The 19,051-nt window shown below is 69.7% G+C and carries 17 protein-coding genes; 10 read left to right on the plus strand and 7 right to left on the minus strand.

Annotation, left to right across the window (positions count from 1 at the left end; translation table 11 throughout):
- Window positions 1–50: 50 nt before the first annotated feature.
- From sucD to ACFWIW_RS41280, 4 genes are all read right to left on the minus strand, one after another.
- Window positions 51–938: a succinate--CoA ligase subunit alpha gene (gene sucD / locus ACFWIW_RS41265; protein WP_005165134.1), complete on the minus strand. Its 888-nt coding sequence runs from the start codon at window positions 936–938 to the stop codon at window positions 51–53.
- Window position 939: 1 nt separating this feature from the next.
- Entirely contained in the window at window positions 940–2,109 is a 1,170-nt protein-coding gene (gene sucC, locus ACFWIW_RS41270) for an ADP-forming succinate--CoA ligase subunit beta (RefSeq protein WP_016331197.1), read from the minus strand.
- A gap of 117 nt (window positions 2,110–2,226) precedes the next feature.
- Window positions 2,227–2,586 (minus strand): hypothetical protein, encoded by a 360-nt coding sequence (locus ACFWIW_RS41275; RefSeq protein WP_378373470.1) that lies wholly within the window; start codon window positions 2,584–2,586, stop codon window positions 2,227–2,229.
- Window positions 2,583–4,409 (minus strand): hypothetical protein, encoded by a 1,827-nt coding sequence (locus ACFWIW_RS41280; RefSeq protein ID WP_378373471.1) that lies wholly within the window; start codon window positions 4,407–4,409, stop codon window positions 2,583–2,585. Before ACFWIW_RS41280 ends, ACFWIW_RS41275 begins: the two co-directional genes overlap by 4 nt.
- 713 nt (window positions 4,410–5,122) lie before the next feature.
- Between ACFWIW_RS41280 and ACFWIW_RS41285 the strand changes: the two genes are divergently transcribed.
- Window positions 5,123–5,809, plus strand: coding sequence for a M23 family metallopeptidase (locus tag ACFWIW_RS41285; protein WP_378373472.1), 687 nt, complete (start codon window positions 5,123–5,125; stop codon window positions 5,807–5,809).
- A gap of 677 nt (window positions 5,810–6,486) precedes the next feature.
- On the opposite strand, the gene pcrA is transcribed toward ACFWIW_RS41285, so the two are convergent.
- On the minus strand, window positions 6,487–8,904 hold the full coding sequence (gene pcrA, locus ACFWIW_RS41290) for a DNA helicase PcrA (protein ID WP_378373473.1): 2,418 nt from the start codon (window positions 8,902–8,904) through the stop codon (window positions 6,487–6,489).
- Between the two features lie 90 nt (window positions 8,905–8,994).
- Here pcrA and ACFWIW_RS41295 point away from each other — a divergent pair, with 90 nt between their 5' ends.
- From ACFWIW_RS41295 to ACFWIW_RS41325, 7 genes are all read left to right on the plus strand, one after another.
- The gene (locus ACFWIW_RS41295; RefSeq protein ID WP_378373474.1) at window positions 8,995–9,414 is read left to right on the plus strand and encodes a DUF1707 domain-containing protein; all 420 of its coding nucleotides are present in this window, start codon (window positions 8,995–8,997) and stop codon (window positions 9,412–9,414) included.
- Between the two features lie 171 nt (window positions 9,415–9,585).
- Complete coding sequence (locus tag ACFWIW_RS41300) at window positions 9,586–9,873, plus strand: chorismate mutase (protein WP_016331191.1); 288 nt, start codon at window positions 9,586–9,588, stop codon at window positions 9,871–9,873.
- 193 nt (window positions 9,874–10,066) lie between these two features.
- Window positions 10,067–10,372, plus strand: a complete 306-nt coding sequence (locus ACFWIW_RS41305; protein WP_378373475.1) for a hypothetical protein — start codon at window positions 10,067–10,069, stop codon at window positions 10,370–10,372.
- Between the two features lie 644 nt (window positions 10,373–11,016).
- Complete coding sequence (locus ACFWIW_RS41310; RefSeq protein WP_378373476.1) at window positions 11,017–11,949, plus strand: hypothetical protein; 933 nt, start codon at window positions 11,017–11,019, stop codon at window positions 11,947–11,949.
- 255 nt (window positions 11,950–12,204) lie between these two features.
- Window positions 12,205–13,050, plus strand: coding sequence for a hypothetical protein (locus ACFWIW_RS41315; RefSeq protein ID WP_378373477.1), 846 nt, complete (start codon window positions 12,205–12,207; stop codon window positions 13,048–13,050).
- Window positions 13,051–13,269: 219 nt separating this feature from the next.
- Window positions 13,270–14,886: a serine/threonine-protein kinase gene (locus ACFWIW_RS41320; RefSeq protein WP_378373478.1), complete on the plus strand. Its 1,617-nt coding sequence runs from the start codon at window positions 13,270–13,272 to the stop codon at window positions 14,884–14,886.
- A gap of 13 nt (window positions 14,887–14,899) precedes the next feature.
- Window positions 14,900–15,934, plus strand: a complete 1,035-nt coding sequence (locus ACFWIW_RS41325) for a serine/threonine-protein kinase (RefSeq protein WP_378373479.1) — start codon at window positions 14,900–14,902, stop codon at window positions 15,932–15,934.
- Here the strand turns inward: ACFWIW_RS41325 and ACFWIW_RS41330 are convergent.
- The gene (locus ACFWIW_RS41330) at window positions 15,931–16,599 is read right to left on the minus strand and encodes an alpha/beta hydrolase (RefSeq protein WP_378373480.1); all 669 of its coding nucleotides are present in this window, start codon (window positions 16,597–16,599) and stop codon (window positions 15,931–15,933) included. The two genes, ACFWIW_RS41325 and ACFWIW_RS41330, sit on opposite strands and share 4 nt — an antisense overlap.
- 70 nt (window positions 16,600–16,669) lie before the next feature.
- Window positions 16,670–17,602, minus strand: coding sequence for a LysR family transcriptional regulator (locus tag ACFWIW_RS41335; RefSeq protein ID WP_378373481.1), 933 nt, complete (start codon window positions 17,600–17,602; stop codon window positions 16,670–16,672).
- Window positions 17,603–17,704: 102 nt separating this feature from the next.
- Between ACFWIW_RS41335 and ACFWIW_RS41340 the strand changes: the two genes are divergently transcribed.
- Together ACFWIW_RS41340 and ACFWIW_RS41345 are read left to right on the plus strand one after the other, a co-directional pair.
- Entirely contained in the window at window positions 17,705–18,646 is a 942-nt protein-coding gene (locus tag ACFWIW_RS41340) for a DMT family transporter (RefSeq protein WP_240595755.1), read from the plus strand.
- The gene (locus tag ACFWIW_RS41345) at window positions 18,643–18,987 is read left to right on the plus strand and encodes a hypothetical protein (RefSeq protein ID WP_219154108.1); all 345 of its coding nucleotides are present in this window, start codon (window positions 18,643–18,645) and stop codon (window positions 18,985–18,987) included. Before ACFWIW_RS41340 ends, ACFWIW_RS41345 begins: the two co-directional genes overlap by 4 nt.
- Window positions 18,988–19,051 lie beyond the last annotated feature (64 nt).

The raw sequence follows: 19,051 nt of genomic DNA on the forward strand, positions 1-19,051 counted from the left end.
GGCACCAGGGTGGTGCCCGGCCCGCCGGGGAAAGCGTCAGTCTCCGGAGATCAGAGGCTGTTGTACAGCTCGCGCGCCAGGACGGCGGTCTCGCTCGGGGTCTTCCCGACCTTGACGCCGGCGGCCTCGAGGGCCTCCTTCTTCGCGGCGGCCGTGCCGGAGGAGCCGGAGACGATGGCGCCGGCGTGGCCCATGGTCTTGCCCTCGGGCGCGGTGAAGCCCGCGACGTAGCCGACGACCGGCTTCGTCACGTTGTCCTTGATGTAGGCCGCGGCGCGCTCTTCGGCGTCGCCGCCGATCTCGCCGATCATCACGATGACCTTGGTCTCGGGGTCGGCCTCGAACGCCTCGAGGGCGTCGATGTGCGTCGTGCCGATGACCGGGTCGCCGCCGATGCCGACACCGGTCGAGAAACCGATGTCACGCAGCTCGTACATCATCTGGTAGGTCAGCGTGCCGGACTTCGACACCAGGCCGATCGGGCCCGCGCCGGTGATGTCGGCCGGGATGATGCCGGCGTTCGACTTGCCGGGGCTGATCACGCCGGGGCAGTTCGGCCCGATGATGCGGGTCTTGTTGCCGGTCGCGACGGCGTGCGCCCAGAAGTAGGCCGAGTCGTGCACCGGGATGCCCTCGGTGATCACCACGGCGAGCGGGATCTCGGCGTCGATCGCCTCGATGACCGCGTCCTTGGCGAACTTCGGCGGCACGAAGATGACCGAAACGTCGGCGCCGGTCTCCTTGATGGCCTCCTCGACCGTGCCGAACACGGTGAGGTCCTTGCCCTCGATGGAGACGGTCTGACCGGCCTTGCGGGCGTTGACGCCACCCACGATGTTCGTGCCGGACTTCAGCATCTTGGTCGCGTGCTTCATGCCCTCGGAGCCGGTGAGCCCCTGGACGATGACCTTGCTGTTCTCGTTGATGAAGATCGACATCTCACGCACCTGCCGCGGCGAGCTCGGCGGCCTTGTCGGCCGCGTTGTCCATTGTGTCCACCACGGTGACCAGCGGGTGGTTCGCGTCGGCAAGGATCTGACGTCCCTCGACGACGTTGTTGCCGTCCAGCCGCACGACGAGCGGCTTGGTGGCCTCGTCGCCCAGGATCTTCAGCGCCTCGACGATGCCGTTCGCGACCGCGTCGCAAGCGGTGATGCCACCGAAGACGTTGACGAAGACGCTCTTCACGTCGGTGTCGTTGAGGATGACGTCCAGACCGGCCGCCATGACCTCGGCCGAAGCGCCGCCGCCGATGTCGAGGAAGTTGGCGGGCTTGACGCCGCCGTGCTTCTCGCCCGCGTAGGCCACGACGTCCAGCGTGGACATCACGAGGCCCGCGCCGTTGCCGATGATGCCGACCTCACCGTCGAGCTTGACGTAGTTGAGGTCCTTGGCCTTGGCCTTCGCCTCGAGCGGGTTCTCCGCGTCCTTGTCGACCAGGGCCTCGTGGCCCGGCTGACGGAACGAGGCGTTCTCGTCGAGGGTGACCTTGCCGTCGAGGGCGATGATCTTGTCCTGCGGGTCGCGGACCAGCGGGTTGACCTCGACCAGGGTCGCGTCCTCGGAGACGAAGGTCTCCCAGAGCTTCACGACGACGTCGGCGGCCTCGTCGACGACCTTCTCCGGGAACTTGCCCGCGGTCAGGATCTCGACGGCCTTCGCCTTGTCGACACCGGCGATCGCGTCGACCGGGATCTTCGCGAGCGCTTCGGGACGCTCGACGGCCAGCTGCTCGATCTCCACGCCACCTTCGGCCGAAGCCATCGCGAGGAAGGTGCGGTTCGCACGGTCCAGCAGGAAGGAGAAGTAGTACTCCTCGGCGATGTCCGAGGCTTCGGCCACCAGCACGCGACGCGTGATGTGGCCCTTGATGTCGAGACCGAGGATCGCCTCGGCCTTCTCGGCGGCCTCATCCGGCGTCTGGGCCAGCTTGACGCCGCCGGCCTTGCCGCGGCCGCCGGTCTTGACCTGCGCCTTGATGACGACCTGGTTGCCGATCTTCTCGGCGGTGGCCTTGGCTTCTTCGGGGGTGTTTGCCACGGCACCCGGCAGAACCGGTACTCCGTGGGCGGCGAAGAGATCCCTCGCCTGGTATTCGTAGAGGTCCACTACTCCAGTCTCCTGACGACACGCCACTGTGGTGGTCCGTTGCCGGACCGCGCTGTCGGACCAGTCGAGGTTAGCGACCTGCGCAGAAGCAGGGGACTCCGCACCTGGTGAAGTCGGTCACCGTACGCGGTCAGACGGTGTTTCCACGGTGTGAGACCGCACACCGGAGACCCAGTTCGCCGCGTCTTCCTGGCTTTCGAAGGCGTTCTCGAACCCGCTCGGGCCGTCACCGACCGCGAAGAGGAGAACGCCGGGGAGCGTTTCGGCGAGCCCTTCCGGTTCGCTCGCGCCACGCAGGACACCGAGGATGTCCGGATCCTCCTGTTCGGCCGTCCGGACGAGCTGTTCGACGGTGTCGAGACGCCCGGCGTAGACGACCTCGACGCCGTCGTCGCGCAGCAACCTGCCGAGCACGACCGCCGAACCTTCCTCGACGTCGAACTCGGCCAGCACGACACGAAGGAGACGACGTGTCATCCGGCCCGCCGTGAACCCGCGACGGCCATCCCGGCCGCGACGAGGGTGACGACGGCGCCGCCCAGCGCGAGCCAGAACCCGATCCCGGCCGACGAACCGTCGTACTCCGAGCCGACGAGCGGCAGTTCCGCCGCGCGCAGACCGAGTACCAGCGCGGCCCCGGCCAAGGCGGACGCCGCGGCGACCGGCCGTGAGCGCGGGACGAGCGCGTACAGGCCGAGGACGACCGCCAGCGCACCGAGCAGGCCCCACGACGCAGCGCCGAAGTTCGACCACAGCCCCGGGGCGGTGTAGCCGGGCGCGCCGAACACCGGGGTGCCGAACGCGGCGATCGCCAGCACCGCCGCCGCGACGACCGGGGTGAGCACGGTCCCGCTCACGCGCGTTTCGTCCGTCTCTTCATCGGAGACGTCGCGCTCCACCACACCGGTGATCACCGCGGCGAGCGCGGCCAGGGCCGCCAGCACGAGCGCGATGAACGTCCACGTGACACCGGCGCCCGCCGAGTAGCCGACCTTGTCCGGCAACGGCACCGGGAGGTCGACACCGAACAGTGCCGGGTCCACCGCCTTGTCCTCGGTCACGGACAAGGCCGCGCTCAGCACCGCCGCGCCCGCGAGGACGACGCCCGCCCACGTGGCCGCGACGACTCCCCTGGCGAACGCCGAAAGCCGCGGCACGAAAACGAACAGCGCGGGCACGGCGAGCACGACGGCGGCACCGAGCAGCAGCCAGCGCGCCGGCGTCTCGGGGACCGGCGTCGGGCCGTTGGCCTTCAGCACCGGGGCCAGCGCGCCCGCGGCCGCGGCACCGGCGGCCAGCAGCGCCAGTCCTCCGGTGGCCAGCCGCCACCAGAACAGTCCGGGCAGCCTGGCTTCGCCCGCCAGGTCGCCGGTGACGGCCTCGTCCGCTTCCGCGACGTCGAACCGGGTGCAGGCCAGCCCGGCCAATGCCAGACCGGCGATGGTCACCACCACCGAACCCGGCGCGACCGAAAGCCGGTCCACGACCAGACCCGCGACCACGGGCGGGAGACCGACCGCGAGCGCCGCCAGCCCCGCCCCCGCGAATCCGCCCTTGCCGACCCCGGCCGAGGGCGAGCTCACGGCCACGAGCACGGTCAGCGGAAGCAAGGCTGCGAGCAGCAGGTACCCGGCCATCGCGACCGTCGGGCCCTCGAAGGCGTTCTTGGCCAGGAGGTACGCGTTGCCCGAACCGAACGGCGCGAGCAGCAGACCGGCCCCGCCCGCCACACCGAGCACGGGCCCGAGCAACCGCCAGCGGCGCCGTCCGTCGAGTTCACCCGCCAGTTCCGCCTCGTCGCGGGCGGTCCCGGCGGCGAAGGCCCCGGCCGCGAGGGTGAGCAGGTGCCCGGCCACCAGCGGCCACAGCCCCGGCCCGGCCTGCGGCATCGCCAGCAGCCTGTCCGCGAGGAACAGCTCCGGACGCGCGGCGAGGGAACCGTCCGCGAGCAGCTGCAGATCCAGCAGCAGCCGTCCGGGCGCGAGGGCGGTGAGCCCGAGCACCAGGCCCGCGGCGAGCCCCGAGCGCCCGGCGACCAGTGCGTAGAGCACGGTCGCCGCGGGCGCCAAGGCCAGCACGACCAGCAAGGGAGCGGCGGTGAACCCGGGCGAACCACCCCGGACGACGGGCATCAGCGCGCCGGCGGCCAGCGCGACCGCACCGGCCGACACCAGCCCCGCCGCCAGCAGGAGCGCTCGCGGGCGGGCGCCCGGTTCGCTCCGGAGAAGTTCGGCGGACGCGGTCCCGGGGACGGCTTGCCCGGTGGATTCGCCACCAGGGTGCCGTGAGCGCGAAGTCATCGACGGCGACGCTAGCAAGCCGGGCTCGGCCGGGCCCGCCAGCAGGGGCACCTCACGCCTTCACGGAACGTCCTCACGGAGGCGCGGCGGCCTCGGCACCAGCGAGCGGAACCGATGGCACTCCACGACGCGACCAGCGTGAACCCGCCTGGCCGAAGGCGGCCTATCACCGTGACAGCACCTGGACGGCCACGTGACCGGCGCCACCGAGACGAGACCCAGTCCGGGTAAGGACCCTTCAACACCGCTGGGCAACAGGTTATTTCCCTCGTTTGCCCCCTTCCCGGCCGTTCGGTACCCCCGAACGGCCCCTCGAACCTGTAACGCAAGTCACACGGTTGTGAGTAAACCTGGCTTAACTTTGGGTAATCCTCACTGGACAACGGCCAGATCCCCGTCGCCCGATCGGCCGAGAGCGCCGTCAGATCTTGCTGACCTGGGTGCCGCTTCGTTACTGTCCCGGGGTCCCCATTACAGTCAGATCACGAATGAGAGCACCGAACGAACCACCCCCGAGGTCGTTCACCGGGATCCCCCGCCCGGGCTCTTGATCCGACTCCCCGAACACGGAAGGCCCCGTCTTGGCTTCACACCGCTCCCCCGGCGGCCAAGCTCCTTCCCCGGCGCTCGAGAACGCACTCGATGGTGCGGTCGTTCGCGTCCGGGGCTCGCACCGCCTGTCGCCCCCGTCCTCGGCCCTTCGTGGCCGTGTCGTGGTCGCAGCCGTCGCTGCCGGCGCCTTCGCGGCCGCCGCTGCCGGGCAGACCCTGAAGTCCGTTTCGGAATCCTCCGACGCCGCCGTCACCCCGCTGGCCAGCACCCAGGACGCGAGCGCCGCGTTCGCCCTCGGTGGCGGAGCCGGTGGTGGCGCACCCGAACTGCTGCCGACGAGCCAGTCGACGAACGCCTCCGCCGAGGCCCAGAAGCTCTCGGACAACAACAGCATCACCCAGGCCCGCGTGAAGCGTGAGGCCGAAGCGGCCCGCAAGGCCGAAGAAGAGGCCAAGCGGCCCAAGACCTGCATGCCGACCAAGGGCACCTTCACCTCGGGCTTCGGCGCCCGGTGGGGCACGAGCCACCTCGGCATCGACCTCGCGGCCCCGATCGGCACGCCGATCGTCGCGGCCTCCGACGGCACGGTCATCGAGGCGGGCCCCGCCAGCGGTTTCGGTCTCTGGGTCAAGGTCCAGCTCGCCGACGGCACCGTCCACGTCTACGGCCACATGAACTCGTTCTCCGTCCGCGAAGGCCAGAAGGTCAAGTGCGGCGAGGAGATCGCCGAGGTCGGCAACCGCGGCCAGAGCACCGGCCCGCACCTGCACTTCGAGGTGTGGCAGAACGGCACGAAGAAGATCGACCCGCGCCCGTGGCTCGCCGCCCGTGGCGTGAGCGTCGGCTGATCGAGCCCCGCTCTTCACCGCAGCACCACTCATCACCACACCGGTGATCCCGTCTGTGACGAGGGCGCGCCGGGCAATGACGCTCAGGCGCGCCTCCAGGACCTCCGCTTCCCCCTTCGAGGGCATCACGAAGCGTCGTAGCTCCTCCGGCTCGGAGCCCGTGCGTTCTTCCGGGCCCTCAACGCCCTCAGGCGACGCCGTCCGGCAGCTTCCGAACGAAGTACCCCACGGCGATCTGCCAGACCGTGCAGAGACCGGCCGGGCGCCGTTCGATCGGCCGCCATCCGGCGAAAAGTCTCCGAGAAGGATTCCGGTACCCGGCTGATCGCGGCCCGAACAGCCATCGCCGCGCGTGCCCGCATACGACACACCGTCCGGCCCCGTCCGGTTCGTGTGTCCGCAGTAACGCGCGCCAGGCCGCGACCAGCCTGAGCACTTCCGGCGGCTCCGGACCCCGATCCGGACCCGCCCCTTTTTCAACACCCCGCAGGTACTCGAGTACCCCACTCGAGAGAACCCCAAACAACACCCCGTCCACACCGTGTGCCCCCTCCCTCTGATCGGGGCACACCGGCCCGTCCAGCTTACCCCAGCGCATCGAACTCGTGTTCGATGACACAGGTATACGGGAAGGGTCCGACAATTTTCGGACGCGAGGGTGAAACCGCAGGCCGGGGCTAGAGTTTGACCATCGGGACGCTGCCGATCAGCATCAGCCGGACCTTGCCGGCGGCACCGAAATCGATCGTCGCCGTGGCACGCGGGCCCGCGCCGTCGCAGGCGACGACCGTGCCGAGCCCGTACTTGTCGTGGCTGACCCTGTCGCCGACGTCGAGTTTGAGCGCGACGGTGTCCTTCCAGCCCTTGCCGAACGGGCTCGTGCTCGCCGCCCTCGACGACGAACCGCCGCCACCGCCTCGGCTGCCCCAGGTCGTCGCGGCACGCGGCGATCCGCCCGACGAACCGAAACCACCGGAAGAAGAGGAAGGCGCGAGCCTGCGCCAATCCACCAGGTCGGCGGGAAGCTCGTCGAGGAACCGCGAAGCCGGGTTCATCTGCGGCTGGCCCCAGGCCGAGCGCACCATCGAACGGGAGACGTACAGCCGCTTCCTCGCCCGCGTGATCGCGACGTAGGCGAGCCGTCGTTCTTCGGCCAGCTCCGTCGGGTCTCCGAGCGCGCGCATATGCGGGAAGATCCCGTCTTCCCAGCCCGTTCCGAAGACGACCGGGTACTCCAGGCCCTTCGCGGTGTGCACGGTCATCAACGTGACCACGCCCGCGTCGTGCCCTTCGCCGTCGTCGCCGCCGTCGGGCGACGGGACCGAATCCGCGTCGGCCACCAGCGAAACCCGCTCCAGGAACGCGGGCAGCGAGCCCGGCTCCGGCACCCCCGGATCCACGGTGTCGGCTTCCGGCAGCTCACCGTCCGGCCCGGCGACCTCGGCGGTGAATTCGGTGAACTCGCGCGCGACGGTGACGAGTTCCGTCAGGTTCTCCACCCGCGACGCGTCCTGCGGATCGTCGGACTCTTCGAGTTCCGCGCGGTAGCCCGTGCGTTCCAGGACGGCTTCGAGGATGTCGGCGACTTCGGCGCCGCTCTCGACCACCTCGCCGAGCTCGTCCATCAACTCGACGAAACCGGTGATCGCCTTGGCGGAACGCGGGTTCAGCAGCGGCACCTCACCGCTGACGGCACCGCGCAGCGCCTGCGCGAACGAGATGCGCTCACGCTCGGCGTACGTCGCGATGACGGCTTCGGCGCGATCCCCGATGCCGCGTTTGGGGACGTTGAGGATGCGGCGCAGGCTGACCGTGTCCTCCGGGTTCGCCAGCACCCTCAGGTACGCGAGCATGTCGCGGACCTCGCGCCGCTCGTAGAACCGCACCCCGCCGACGACCTTGTACGGCAGGCCGAGGCGGATGAAGATCTCTTCGAAGACACGCGACTGGTTGTTGGTGCGGTAGAAGACGGCGACGTCGGAGTAGTCCGCTTCGCCCTTGTCCGCCAGCGCGTCGATCTCGCCCGCCACGAACGCCGCTTCGTCGTGCTCGTTGTCCGCGACGTAGCCGACGATCTTCTCGCCGTCACCGGAATCGGTCCACAGCCGCTTCGCGCGCCTGTTCGGGTTTCGGGCGATGACCGCGTTCGCCGCGTTCAGGATCGTCTGCGTCGAGCGGTAGTTCTGTTCCAGCAACACGGTCCGCGCGTTCGGGAAGTCGCGTTCGAATTCCTCGATGTTGCGGATCGTCGCGCCCCGGAAGGCGTAGATCGACTGGTCCGCGTCACCCACGACGCACAGCTCGGCGGGCTCGATCCCGGCCTCGTTCGTCTCGGTGCCGACCAGCTCGCGGACCAGCGTGTACTGAGCGTGGTTCGTGTCCTGGTACTCGTCGACCAGCACGTGCCGGAAGCGGCGCCGGTAGTACTCGGCGACGTCCGGATACGTCTGCAGGAGTTCGACCGTCCGCATGATGAGGTCGTCGAAGTCGAACGCGTTGGCCTGGTTCAACCGCCGCTGGTACTCGACGTACACCTCGGCGACGCGGCGTTCGAGGTCGTTGCCCGCGTCGGCGACCGCCGTCTCCGGATCGATCAGTTCGTTCTTGAGGTTCGAGATGTGCACGGCCAGCGTGCGCGCCGCGTACCGCTTCGGGTCGATGTCGAGATCGCGGGCGACGAGGGTGATGAGCCGCTTCGTGTCGTCCGAGTCGTAGATGGAGAAACTCGACGACATCTCCAGCGTTTTGGCCTCGCGGCGCAGGATCCGCACGCACATGGAGTGGAACGTCGACACCCACATGGCGTTCGCGCGGCGGCCGACGAGGTCGCTCACCCGCTCCCGCATCTCCGCGGCCGCCTTGTTGGTGAACGTGATCGCCATGATCTGGCCGGGGTGCACGTCGCGTTCGGCCAGCAGGTACGCGATCCGGCGGGTCAGCACCCGGGTCTTGCCCGAACCCGCGCCCGCGACGACCAGCAGCGGCGAGCCCGCGTGGGTCACGGCTTCGCGCTGCGCCGGGTTCAGGTCGTCGAGCAGATCCGAGTGCCGGGGCTTGGCCGGACCGTCCGCTGGGAGATCGAAGAGGGTGTTCATCGCCGGTCCACGCTACAGCGCCGGGCGTAGGCGGTGTTGCCGCCTGCCGTCCGACGCGCGGGCGGTGTTCGCGGCGGAGGATCGGATGCCATGGACACCAACGGAATTCCCTCCAGGCTCAGGGCCGCCGACGCCGACCGGGAGCGGGTCGCCACCCGGATCCAGGCCGCCGGCGGTGAAGGCCGTCTCACTCTCGAAGAGGTGGAAGACCGCCTGAGCGCCGTGTATTCCGCCAAGTACACGGACGACCTCGCCGCGCTCACCACGGATCTGCCGAAACCGGTCCCGAAGCGGCGCCCGGTCGCCTTCGGGCATCCGGCGGTGCGGATCCACCTCGCGCTCGCCGTCGTGCTCTCGGTGCTGCTGATCGGCCGCTGGGTGATCTCCGGGGTGCCGTTCTTCTGGCCCGCGATGCCGATGTTCTGGCTGGCCATGAGCGTCCTCGTGCACGCCCGTGTCCGCGGAGCGCGCCGCCGCGTCAAGCCGGAGGACGGCGTCGCTGTGGCATAATGACCGGCATGCGGCACCACGCGACGCGATTTTTTTACGGGACCCGGACTCCGGCTCCCGTGATCGCATAGTGCCGAAATGCCATCACCCGAAGCCCCGGAGTCCACGGACCCCGGGGCTTTACGCTGTTCCGGGGGCCAGCATGGGAATCCGGACCGAAGAAAGGTCCCGATGAACACCACACAGAAGCCGGACGCCGAAGAACCCACCGCCACGGCCGAAGAGATCGGCGAGCTCCGCAAGGAGATCGACTTCCTCGACGGCGAGATCCTGCGGTTGGTCAAACGCCGCGTCGAAGTCTCCAAGACGATCGGTGCGGCCAGGATGGCCGCGGGCGGCACCAGGATCGTCTACAACCGCGAGATGGACGTGCTCGCGCGCTACCGCGAACTCGGGCCGGAGGGGCGGCAGCTGGCGATGGCGCTGCTCAACCTGGGGCGGGGCAGGCTGGGGCGGTAAGCGGTAGCAAAGGTCCCCTGCTCCCGCGGCGGACCCGGATCGCAGTAGCAAAGGTCCCTTGCTCCCCCACCTCGCACCCGGATCGCGTTTAGCCCGCTAAACGCGATCCGGCCACGTCACGATCCAGTGCCGTGAGGCGGAACTCAGGGTGTTCCCCGAGCCACGACGGCTCGGGACCAGGCAAACTGGACACATGATTAACCTCATCGCCGTGATCATCGCGATCGCCGGTGTCCTGGCGGCATTGGGCCATGTCGGTTATCTCGCCATGCTGAACAGCGCGGCGGGTAAGCGCGCGGGTGGCGCTCCCGTCGCCCAGTACGTCAAGACGCGCTGGCCGATCGCGGCCGGTACCACCGCGGCCTCGCTTTTCGCCTGGCTGCTCACGAGTGGGGGAACGACGCTCGACGTCATCGCGATTCTGCTTGCAGCGGGTAGCGGGATCACCGCCACGAAAGCCCTGCAATCGACCCAGCAGAAGTACCGCAGCGGCAACTGAGCGGCTTCACCAGCGCCAATAGCACAGCGTTACGTCACCGAGGCCCGTTCGGCCGCACCCGACCGAGTGAAACATCTGCAACTTGCAGAGTGGGTGAAGACTTGCGGGTGTCGAACTTTTAGTGTGGACCTCGTGAGGACCCTTGCGTCTGGGTCGGGCGATGCCCGCATGGCGCGCGGGGGCGACGGCCCCGCGCGCCCCCAGTCGTATGCGCGTGCATTTGCTCACGAGACTGCCCGGGAGTCTGCAAGCGAGGGATCCCGTGAAACCGCTGCTCCGTTCGGCTTAACCGGTGTCACATCGGCGTCAGGGCCGCCCCGTGAGGGGGTCGCTCGGACATGAACGGCTGGGCGGAACACCAGGGACGCAACGGCGCCACACAGACAGGTCGGCACCGCGCGGGCGGTGCCGAGAGCTGGACCCCACCCGTGCCGCCGAGGCGGCAGCGCCCGACCGGGCACGGGCATCACGCGCACCGCGAGTTCGCCCCGCCCTCCACCGGTTCCCTTCCTCTGCCGCCACCGCGGGACAGGAGGGCGCCGAGCCCCGGCTACGCCCCATCGAGCGGCCGGCTGCCGCTCCCCCAGCCCGCACGCGAGATACCCGTAGAGCACCCAGCACGCCCGGCCCGCGTCGAGGTCTCGTTGACCGAACCCGCCCTGTCCCCCGTCGAGGAACGGCGCGCGAAGGCCGCCCAGCGCACGAAGGTGACGCTGACCGCCCCTTCCCCCCGCCGTCCCGAGCCCGCGGAGATCGACGACAGCGACGTCCGCGTCTACGTCGCCCCGCCGGTCGACGGCCTGAGCACCTTCGACCTCGGGTCGGTGCCCGCCTCGGTGACCCCGCCCAAGACCTGGCGCAAGGCCGCCTGGTTCGCGGCGGCGGCGTCCGCGCTGGTCGTGGTCGGCCTGCTCTTCGCCGGTTCGTTCCTGGTCGGCAAGCCCCTCCCGGAACAGCAGAGCCAGGGCGGCTGGCCCGGATACCGCGGCGGCAGCCCGCTGACCCAGGACGGTCTCGCCGGCCATCCGGCCACCCCGCCGCAGGGCGGCGCGGCTGGCAACCCGTCCGAATCCGAGACCGATTCCTCCACCAGGGACGACCGCAGTTCCAGCAACTCCGGCACCTCGTCGGACAGTGACAGCACCGGGACCGGCTCGTCGCAGCCCGACTCGGGCGGCCCGGTCACGTCCGGATCCGCGCCGTCGTCGAGCCACCGGCCGCAGAAGCCGCCGGTCGTGCCCGCCGACCGCACCACGACGACGGCCGCCTGGTACGCGCAGCAGCCGGACGCGCAGGCGATGGGCGACAACACCGAGATCTTCCTCAACTCCGTCACCACCGACCCCCAAGAGGCGTCCTCGGTGACCTCCGGCAGCTTGGGTGAACAAGGGGCCGAGGGCCTCCGTGAGCGCTACGCCGACGTTGCCTACTTCGAGGTGAAGAAGGTCAGCATCGACCAGCGCCGCGGCGTCACGGTCAACACCGTCGAAGTCACCCACAAAGACGGCACGAAGACCATGGAGCAGCGCACGTTCACCTTCGGTGACGACGAGAAGATCGTCGACGACGGCATGTAGGGCAGCACGCACGTGCAAGTGTCCTGTTCCTCTGCACGTGCGGTGCGTTGAGCGGTCGTCCCTGGTCCGGGTGGGTGACCTAAGCTGCCGTTCGTCGTATCGCGACGGCATTCCGGCGATAGAGCCTGGCCGTGCACCGTCCGCACAGGGTTACCTGACGACTGCAGGGTCCGCACCGTTCAGAAGACGGCCGCGCGGACCAAAGGCATCGGCCGAACGGCCCAGTGCCTGCCCCGGACCAGAGCGAGGAATTTCGTGCTTGATCGACAGCGCATACGGCGTGAGGACGCCGTACGTGTCGAGGACGTCATCCCGGAAGAGATCCTGAACGACACCCGCGTCGACCGCGAGTATCTCGAGCAGGTCTTCCGCGAGCCGCAGAAGTTCGTACCCGCGCGCACCCGTGAAGAGCCCGCACCGCGGCCCGAGCCCGAAGAAGACGAGCCGGAGAGCCGCGCCGCCCGGCGGGCCAAACTGGCCGGGCTGGTCGCCGCCGGACTGCTGGTCGCGGGCGCCGTCGTCACCGCGGGCGTACTCGCGGGCACCCAGCGGGAAGGCACGGTGCCGGGCGCCGCCGCACCCGAGTCGATGAGCGGGGCCGCCGCGCTCGGCGGACTCGCCGTCCCGGACTCCACCGAGCCTCAGCGCAAGCAGGAGACGCCGACGACGTCGGACACCAGCACGAAGGCCCAGCCGTCTTCGGGCACCGGTTCGGGCTCGCTCCCCCGGCAGAGTTCCTCGTCCGGCGGCACCGCTTCGCAGCCGGCCGCCAAACCGGCCGCGGTCAGCACGGTCGAGGACAAGATCGACGCGGTCCGGAAGTTCTACCAGACCGTCGACGCCGATCCCGGCGGTGCGATGTCGCTGATCACGCCGGTGCTGGCCGAATCCGAGGCGGGCAGGCTGATCGAGGCCTGGAGCGCGATGGACGCCATCCAGATCCAGGACATCCGCGAACAGGCCGACGGCACCATCCTCGCCGTGGTGACCATGCGCAACCCGGACGGCGGGCTGCTCCGGGTCACCCAGGTACTGGAATTCGCCGACGAGACGACCGGCCTGATCACCGACGCGCGGCTGCTGTCCGCGCAGCACATGTGACGGACACCCCGCGTGTAACAGCCCTCCACCCAGGGCGATCAGAGTGTGCCGCGTGTGTGTGCGCAGAGTGAGCGCCTAGCCTTGTCACGAGTCGGTCTCGGAAAAGCCGGCCCACAGACCACTACATGTGCATACGCTCCAACGCTGTGGCGTGCTGAAGGCCGCACCGCGTGCGCGGACGACTCCGCGACGTGAAGACGGAGCCCAAAGGGAGGTCGCGTGAGCGACGAGGGTCGCCTGGTCGCCGGTCGATATCGCATCGCCGGGCGGATCGGCACGGGCGCGATGGGGGCCGTGTGGCAAGCGCACGACGAGGTACTCGGCCGCACGGTGGCGATCAAGCAATTGCTGCTGCAACCAGGTCTTGAGGCTCACGACGCCGAAGACGCCCGCCAGCGCACGATGCGCGAAGGACGGATCGCCGCGAGACTGCACCACCCGAACGCCATCTCGGTGTTCGACGTCGTCACCGACGACAACGGCCAGCCGTGCCTGATCATGGAGTACCTGAACTCCACGAGCCTCGCCCAGGTGCTGCAGGAGGAAAGGACGCTGCCGCCGACGGAGGTCGCGCGGATCGGCGCGCAGGTCGCGGCGGCGCTGACCGAGGCGCACGCGGTCGGCATCGTGCACCGGGACATCAAGCCAGGCAACATCCTGCTGGCGCCCAACGGCACCGTGAAGATCACCGACTTCGGCATCTCGCGGGCGAAGGACGACGTCACGGTCACCAAGACCGGGATGATCGCCGGAACCCCCGCCTACCTGGCGCCCGAGGTGGCCATCGGCGGCGACCCCGGCCCGGAGTCGGACGTCTTCTCGCTCGGCTCGACGCTCTACGCCGCTTGCGAAGGCCAGCCGCCGTTCGGCCTCAGCGAGAACACGCTGAGCCTCCTGCACGCGGTCGCGGCCGGGCAGATCATCCCGCCGCGTCAGTCCGGCCCGCTCGCCAGCGTGCTGGCCGTGCTGCTGCACCCGGAGGTGCGGCACCGGCCCACCGCCGAAGAGTGCGAAGAGCTTCTCGCCGCCGTCGCGCGGGGTGAAACGCCGCTGGGCGGCCCCGCCGACGACACCGTGCTCGCCGCGCCGATCGCGGGCGCGCTCGCCGGTGGAGGCGTGACCCAGGCGCTCGACAGCGAGGCCGCCGGGCACTCGGGTTCACTCCTCGACGAGCAGGCCGCGGCCGGTTCGTACTACGACGACGAGGACGACTATCACCAGCCGCCCGCGTCGGGATACCCGGAAGACGACTACGACGGGTACGACAACTACGACGAGACGGCGTTACTGGCCGAACGCGGCCACCCCGGCGGCGGCCCCGCGCCCACACGCGCCGTCCCGATCCCCGTGGGCGACTACGACGACGATCCTTACGACGACGACTACGACGCCCCGCCCCCGCCGCCGCCCACCCGCGCGCAGACCAGCCCGGTGGACGAGGACGACGAGAAGCCGGGCGCGTGGAAGAAGCCCGCGATCATCGGCGGTGTCGTGGTCGTGGCGCTGGCCGCGCTGGGTTTCTGGCTGCTGAGCCCGAACAACCCGGAGACGCCCGCGCAGGTGGGGAACTCGTCGACGAAGCCGACTCCTTCGGCGACGTCTTCGGCTCCGGAGACGACGGAAACGCCGACCGAGACGCAGTCGGCCGAGCCGCCCAAGGAGACGACTTCGTCGAAGAAGACGTCGACCAAGGCGAGCCAGACGGATGAGCCGGAACGGCCGACCAGCTCGAAGCAGACACCGACCAAAACGACGCCGACGAAGACAACGACTCCGACTACACCGACAACTCCGACTAACACGGAGACGCCGACATCGACCCCGGCTGGCACGTGATCCGAGGATTGCATTGAGTTCTGAAGGTTCCATCGTCGGTGGCCGATACCGCCTGGACCAGCCCATCGGGCGGGGCCGGGCGGGCATCGTGTGGCTGGCGTTCGACACCCGTCTTCTGCGCACGGTCGCGATGAAGCGCATGTATCTGCCCGTCGGCCTGCCGCCGGACCGGGCGGAGCAGGCCAAGGCCGTCGTCGTCCAAGAAGGCAAGGACGCGGCCAAGTTCGAGCACGCCACCGCCATCAAGGTGTACGACGTGCTGCCCGACGGGCCGGACGTGTGGCTGGTGATGGAGTACATCCCGTCCCGCGGGATGGCGACCTTCCTCGCCGAACACGGCAGGCTGACCGCGGAACAGGCCGCCGGGCTTGGCATCGTGCTCGGCCGCGCGCTGGCCGCGATGCACGAGGCCGGGGTGGTGCACCGGACCGTCGAGCCTGGCACGGTCCTGCTTGCCGACGACGGCGGCGTGAAGCTCACCGACATCGGCATCACCGGCGGCGGTCCGAGCCCCGCGTACCGGGCGCCCGAGGTGGCGCGCGGCGAACCGGCGACTTCGGCGTCCGATGTGTTCTCGCTGGGCGCGACGCTGTACACGGCCGTCGAGGGGGTGCCGCCGTTCGGCGAGGACGGCGAGTCCTCGGAACGGCCGCCGCAGACCGCCGGGCCGCTGGCCGGGGCGCTGCGCAAGATGCTGCGGGCGGAGCCGGACGCGCGGCCGACGATGGCCGACACGGTGCGCTCGCTGAACGCGATCACGGAGGGGCGGCAGACCGCGTTCATCCCGCCGACCGCCCCCGCGATGCCGACGGTGCCTGCCTCGATGCCGATCCCGACGCATCAGCCGGTTCCGCAGCAGTTCCCTCAGCACCAGCCGCAGCAGTATCAGCCGCCGCAGCCGCAGTACGCGCCGCCGGCGCAGCAGTACGCTCCCGCCGCGCCGGCGGCCACGAAGTCGCCGGACTCCCGGAAGCTGCTGATCACGGTCGGCGCCGTCGTGGCGGCGATCCTGATCGGCGTGCTGTTCGCGGAACTGTTCCTGATTTAGAGCCGCTCGAGGACCAGCGTCGCCAGTTCGACGGGACGGCTGAGGTACGGGCTGTGGCTCGCCCGCCAAGTCACCTTCGTCTCGCAGCGTTCGGCGAAGTGGACGACCATTTCCGGGATGAGCACCCGGTCTTCGGTGCAGGTGATGTACGTGGTCGGGGTGTCCTTCCACGCCGCGCCTTCCGGCGACTCGTCGAAGATCGTGACGGGCTCGGGACGCAGCAGGGCCGTGGCGCGATCGACGACGGCGTCCGTGCAGTCGGCGTACATGGCCTCGCGGACGGCGGCGAGGTCGAGATGGGTCCAGCCTTCATCGTCGAAGGTCAAAGGCAGCTGCTGGGGTTCGCGGCCGGTTTCCTCTTTGGTCCGCTCGATCCAGTACTGCGCGGTTTCACCCGGCCCGCTGACGAACGCGGCCAGGTAGATCAGATGCGCCGCGCCCTGGAGGCCGCTGGCGGTCAGGCCGCCGAAGGAGTGCCCGAGCACGACCGGTGGCTCGGCCGCCCTGTCGACGATTTCCTGGACAGTCCGGGTGGTTTCGGCGATCGGGCGCGCGCCGAGGTCGGGGACGGTGACTTCGACGCCTTCCCGGCGCAGGCGTTCGACGACGTCGTCGAAATGGGCGGGCTGGTGCCATGAGCCGTGCAGGACGATCAGGGGACGCACGGAAGTCCTTTCGCTGGCGGGAATATGGCTTCCCTGCCAGGTTGTCGACCGCCGTCGCGGCTGTTCAAGCTCAGCCGGTTTTCGTGCCCACTCGGCCATTCCCGCTTACCTGTCCGGCCCCTTCGCGGATCGCGGCGAGGAACCGCCGCACCGCGGGGTGTTCCCTGGCGTGCGCGGCGACCGCGGCGTGGATGGACCGCACCGGATCCGGACGGCGGACCTTGCGGATGGCGACGCCGGGATGCGGGGCGCCGAGACCGAGCTCCGGGATCAGCGCGACGCCGAGCCCGGCGGCCACGAACCCTTGTGCCGTCTGGTAATCCTCGGATTCGACGACATGGTTCGGGGAGAATCCGGCCGCGCCGCAGGCATCGAGCAGGATGTCGCGGCAGGCGCCGGGGAGACCGTCGACGCCGACCCACGGATCCTCCGCGAGCTCGCCGAGATCGAGCACGCGTTTACGGGCGAGCCGGTGGTTCTTCGGCAGGATCGCGCGGTACGGGTCGTCGAGGAGGTGGATGTACTCGGCGCCCTTGATCCGGGGAGTGCTGCTGGGGAGCACGATCATCGCGACGTCGGCCTTGCCCGACTCGATCTCGGGCAGCGAATCGTCGGGTTCGACCAGTCTCAGGTCGAGGCGGACCCCCGGGAAGTCGCGGCGCAGCGCGGCGACGGCCAAGGGCACCAGCGACGCACCGGCGGTGGCGAAATAGCGGATCGCGAGCCTGCCCGTGCGGCCTTCCTTGAGTTCGGTGAGCGCGGCTTCGGCCTTGGCGAGCTGCGTGCTCAGCGTTTCCGCGTGTTCGGACAGCAGCGAACCGGCGGGTGTCGGCCGCACGCCGCGGCCGACGCGTTCGAGCAGTTCGACGCCCGCTTCCCTTTCCAGGGTGGACAACTGCTGGCTGATCGCGGAAGGTGTGTAGCCGAGATTCCGGGCGGCGGCGGTGATCGAACCGCTACTGATGACGGCTCGGAGGACCTGCATGCGGCGGACGTCCAGCATGCCCCGATCGTACAGTTCTTCTTAAGGCTCCCTGCAGTTATTTTCGCTTGTCCTTACGCGTCGGCCCGGCGAAGCTGAGCCAGGCACTTAAGGAGGACTGGGGTGGGCGAGACGAAGACCCTGCTGCGGATCGGCGCGCTGGCGCTCATGTGGGGATCGAGTTTCTTCTGGATCAAACTGGGGCTCGGCGCGTTCACGCCGGTGCAGCTGGTACTGGCGCGGGTGGCGCTCGGCGCGGCGGTGCTGATCGGGCTCTGCTATCTCGGCCGGGACAGGCTGCCGTCGGGACGGCGGATCTGGGGACACCTGGCCGTCGCGGCGTTCTTCCACAACGCGCTGCCGTTCCTGCTGTTCGCGTGGGGTGAGCTGACCGTCGACTCGGGAATCACCGGCGTGCTGAACTCGACGACGCCGCTGTGGGTGCTGCTGGCCGCTCCGATGATGGGCGCGCGGACGAAGATGACCGCGGTGCGGGTCACCGGGCTCGTCGTCGGGCTCGCGGGAATCCTCCTGATCTTCGCGCCTTGGGAGGCCTCCGGCCTGCTGAGCTGGGGCGCGCTCGCGTGCCTCGCGGCGGCCGCGAGCTACGGTTTCGCGTTCGTCTACGAGGGCAAGTACCTCACCGGCACCGGCGACTCGCCGATGTCGCTGGCCGGCGGGCAGATGCTGCTGGCGACCGGGTTCCTGGTGCTCGCGATGCCGATGGGCGGTTTCGAACCGGTGCACCTGAGCGCCGGCGCGGTCATCGCGGTGGTGATCCTGGGGATCGGGTCGACCGGGATCGCGTTCGCGCTGAACTACCAGCTCCTCGCGAGCGAGGGTGCCGTGGCGGCGTCGATCGTCGGCTACCTGCTGCCGGTGGTCTCGGTGCTGCTCGGGGCGGTGTTCCTGGGCGAGCCGCTGAACCTGCGGGTGATCGCCGGGATGGTCGTCGTGCTGGGCGGGGTCGCGCTGACCCGGCTGCGCCCGAGGGAGCAAGGGACCTTTGCTACCACTCCGCAGGTCGAGCGCCCCTTGGCCGCCGCCGATAAGGTCGCGCCATGACGGACACGACGACGCTGTGGCGTCCCACCGGCCCCGTCGAACTCGACCTCGTCCGCGAGTCGGGCTGGCGCGAGTGGCCGCCGAGGCTGCCGGAGCAGCCGATCTTCTACCCGGTGCTGAACGAGGACTACGCGATCAAGATCGCCCGCGACTGGAACGTGCGCTACGACGGCGCGGGCTTCGTGACGCGGTTCGAGGTCGAGACCGCGTTCGTCGAGCGGTACCCCGTCCAGCAGGCGGGCGGGAAGACGATCCTGGAGCTCTGGGTCCCGGCCGAAGACCTCGCCGAGTTCAACACGCACATCGTGGGGAAGATCGAGGTCACCCACGAATTCCGCTGACCTGCGTTTAGCGGGCTAAACGCGACGCGGTGGGGCCTGGGGGCTCGCCGGATCGCGTTTAGCC

It is taken from the genome of Amycolatopsis sp. NPDC058340 (assembly GCF_042723975.1).
Taxonomy (GTDB): domain Bacteria; phylum Actinomycetota; class Actinomycetes; order Mycobacteriales; family Pseudonocardiaceae; genus Amycolatopsis.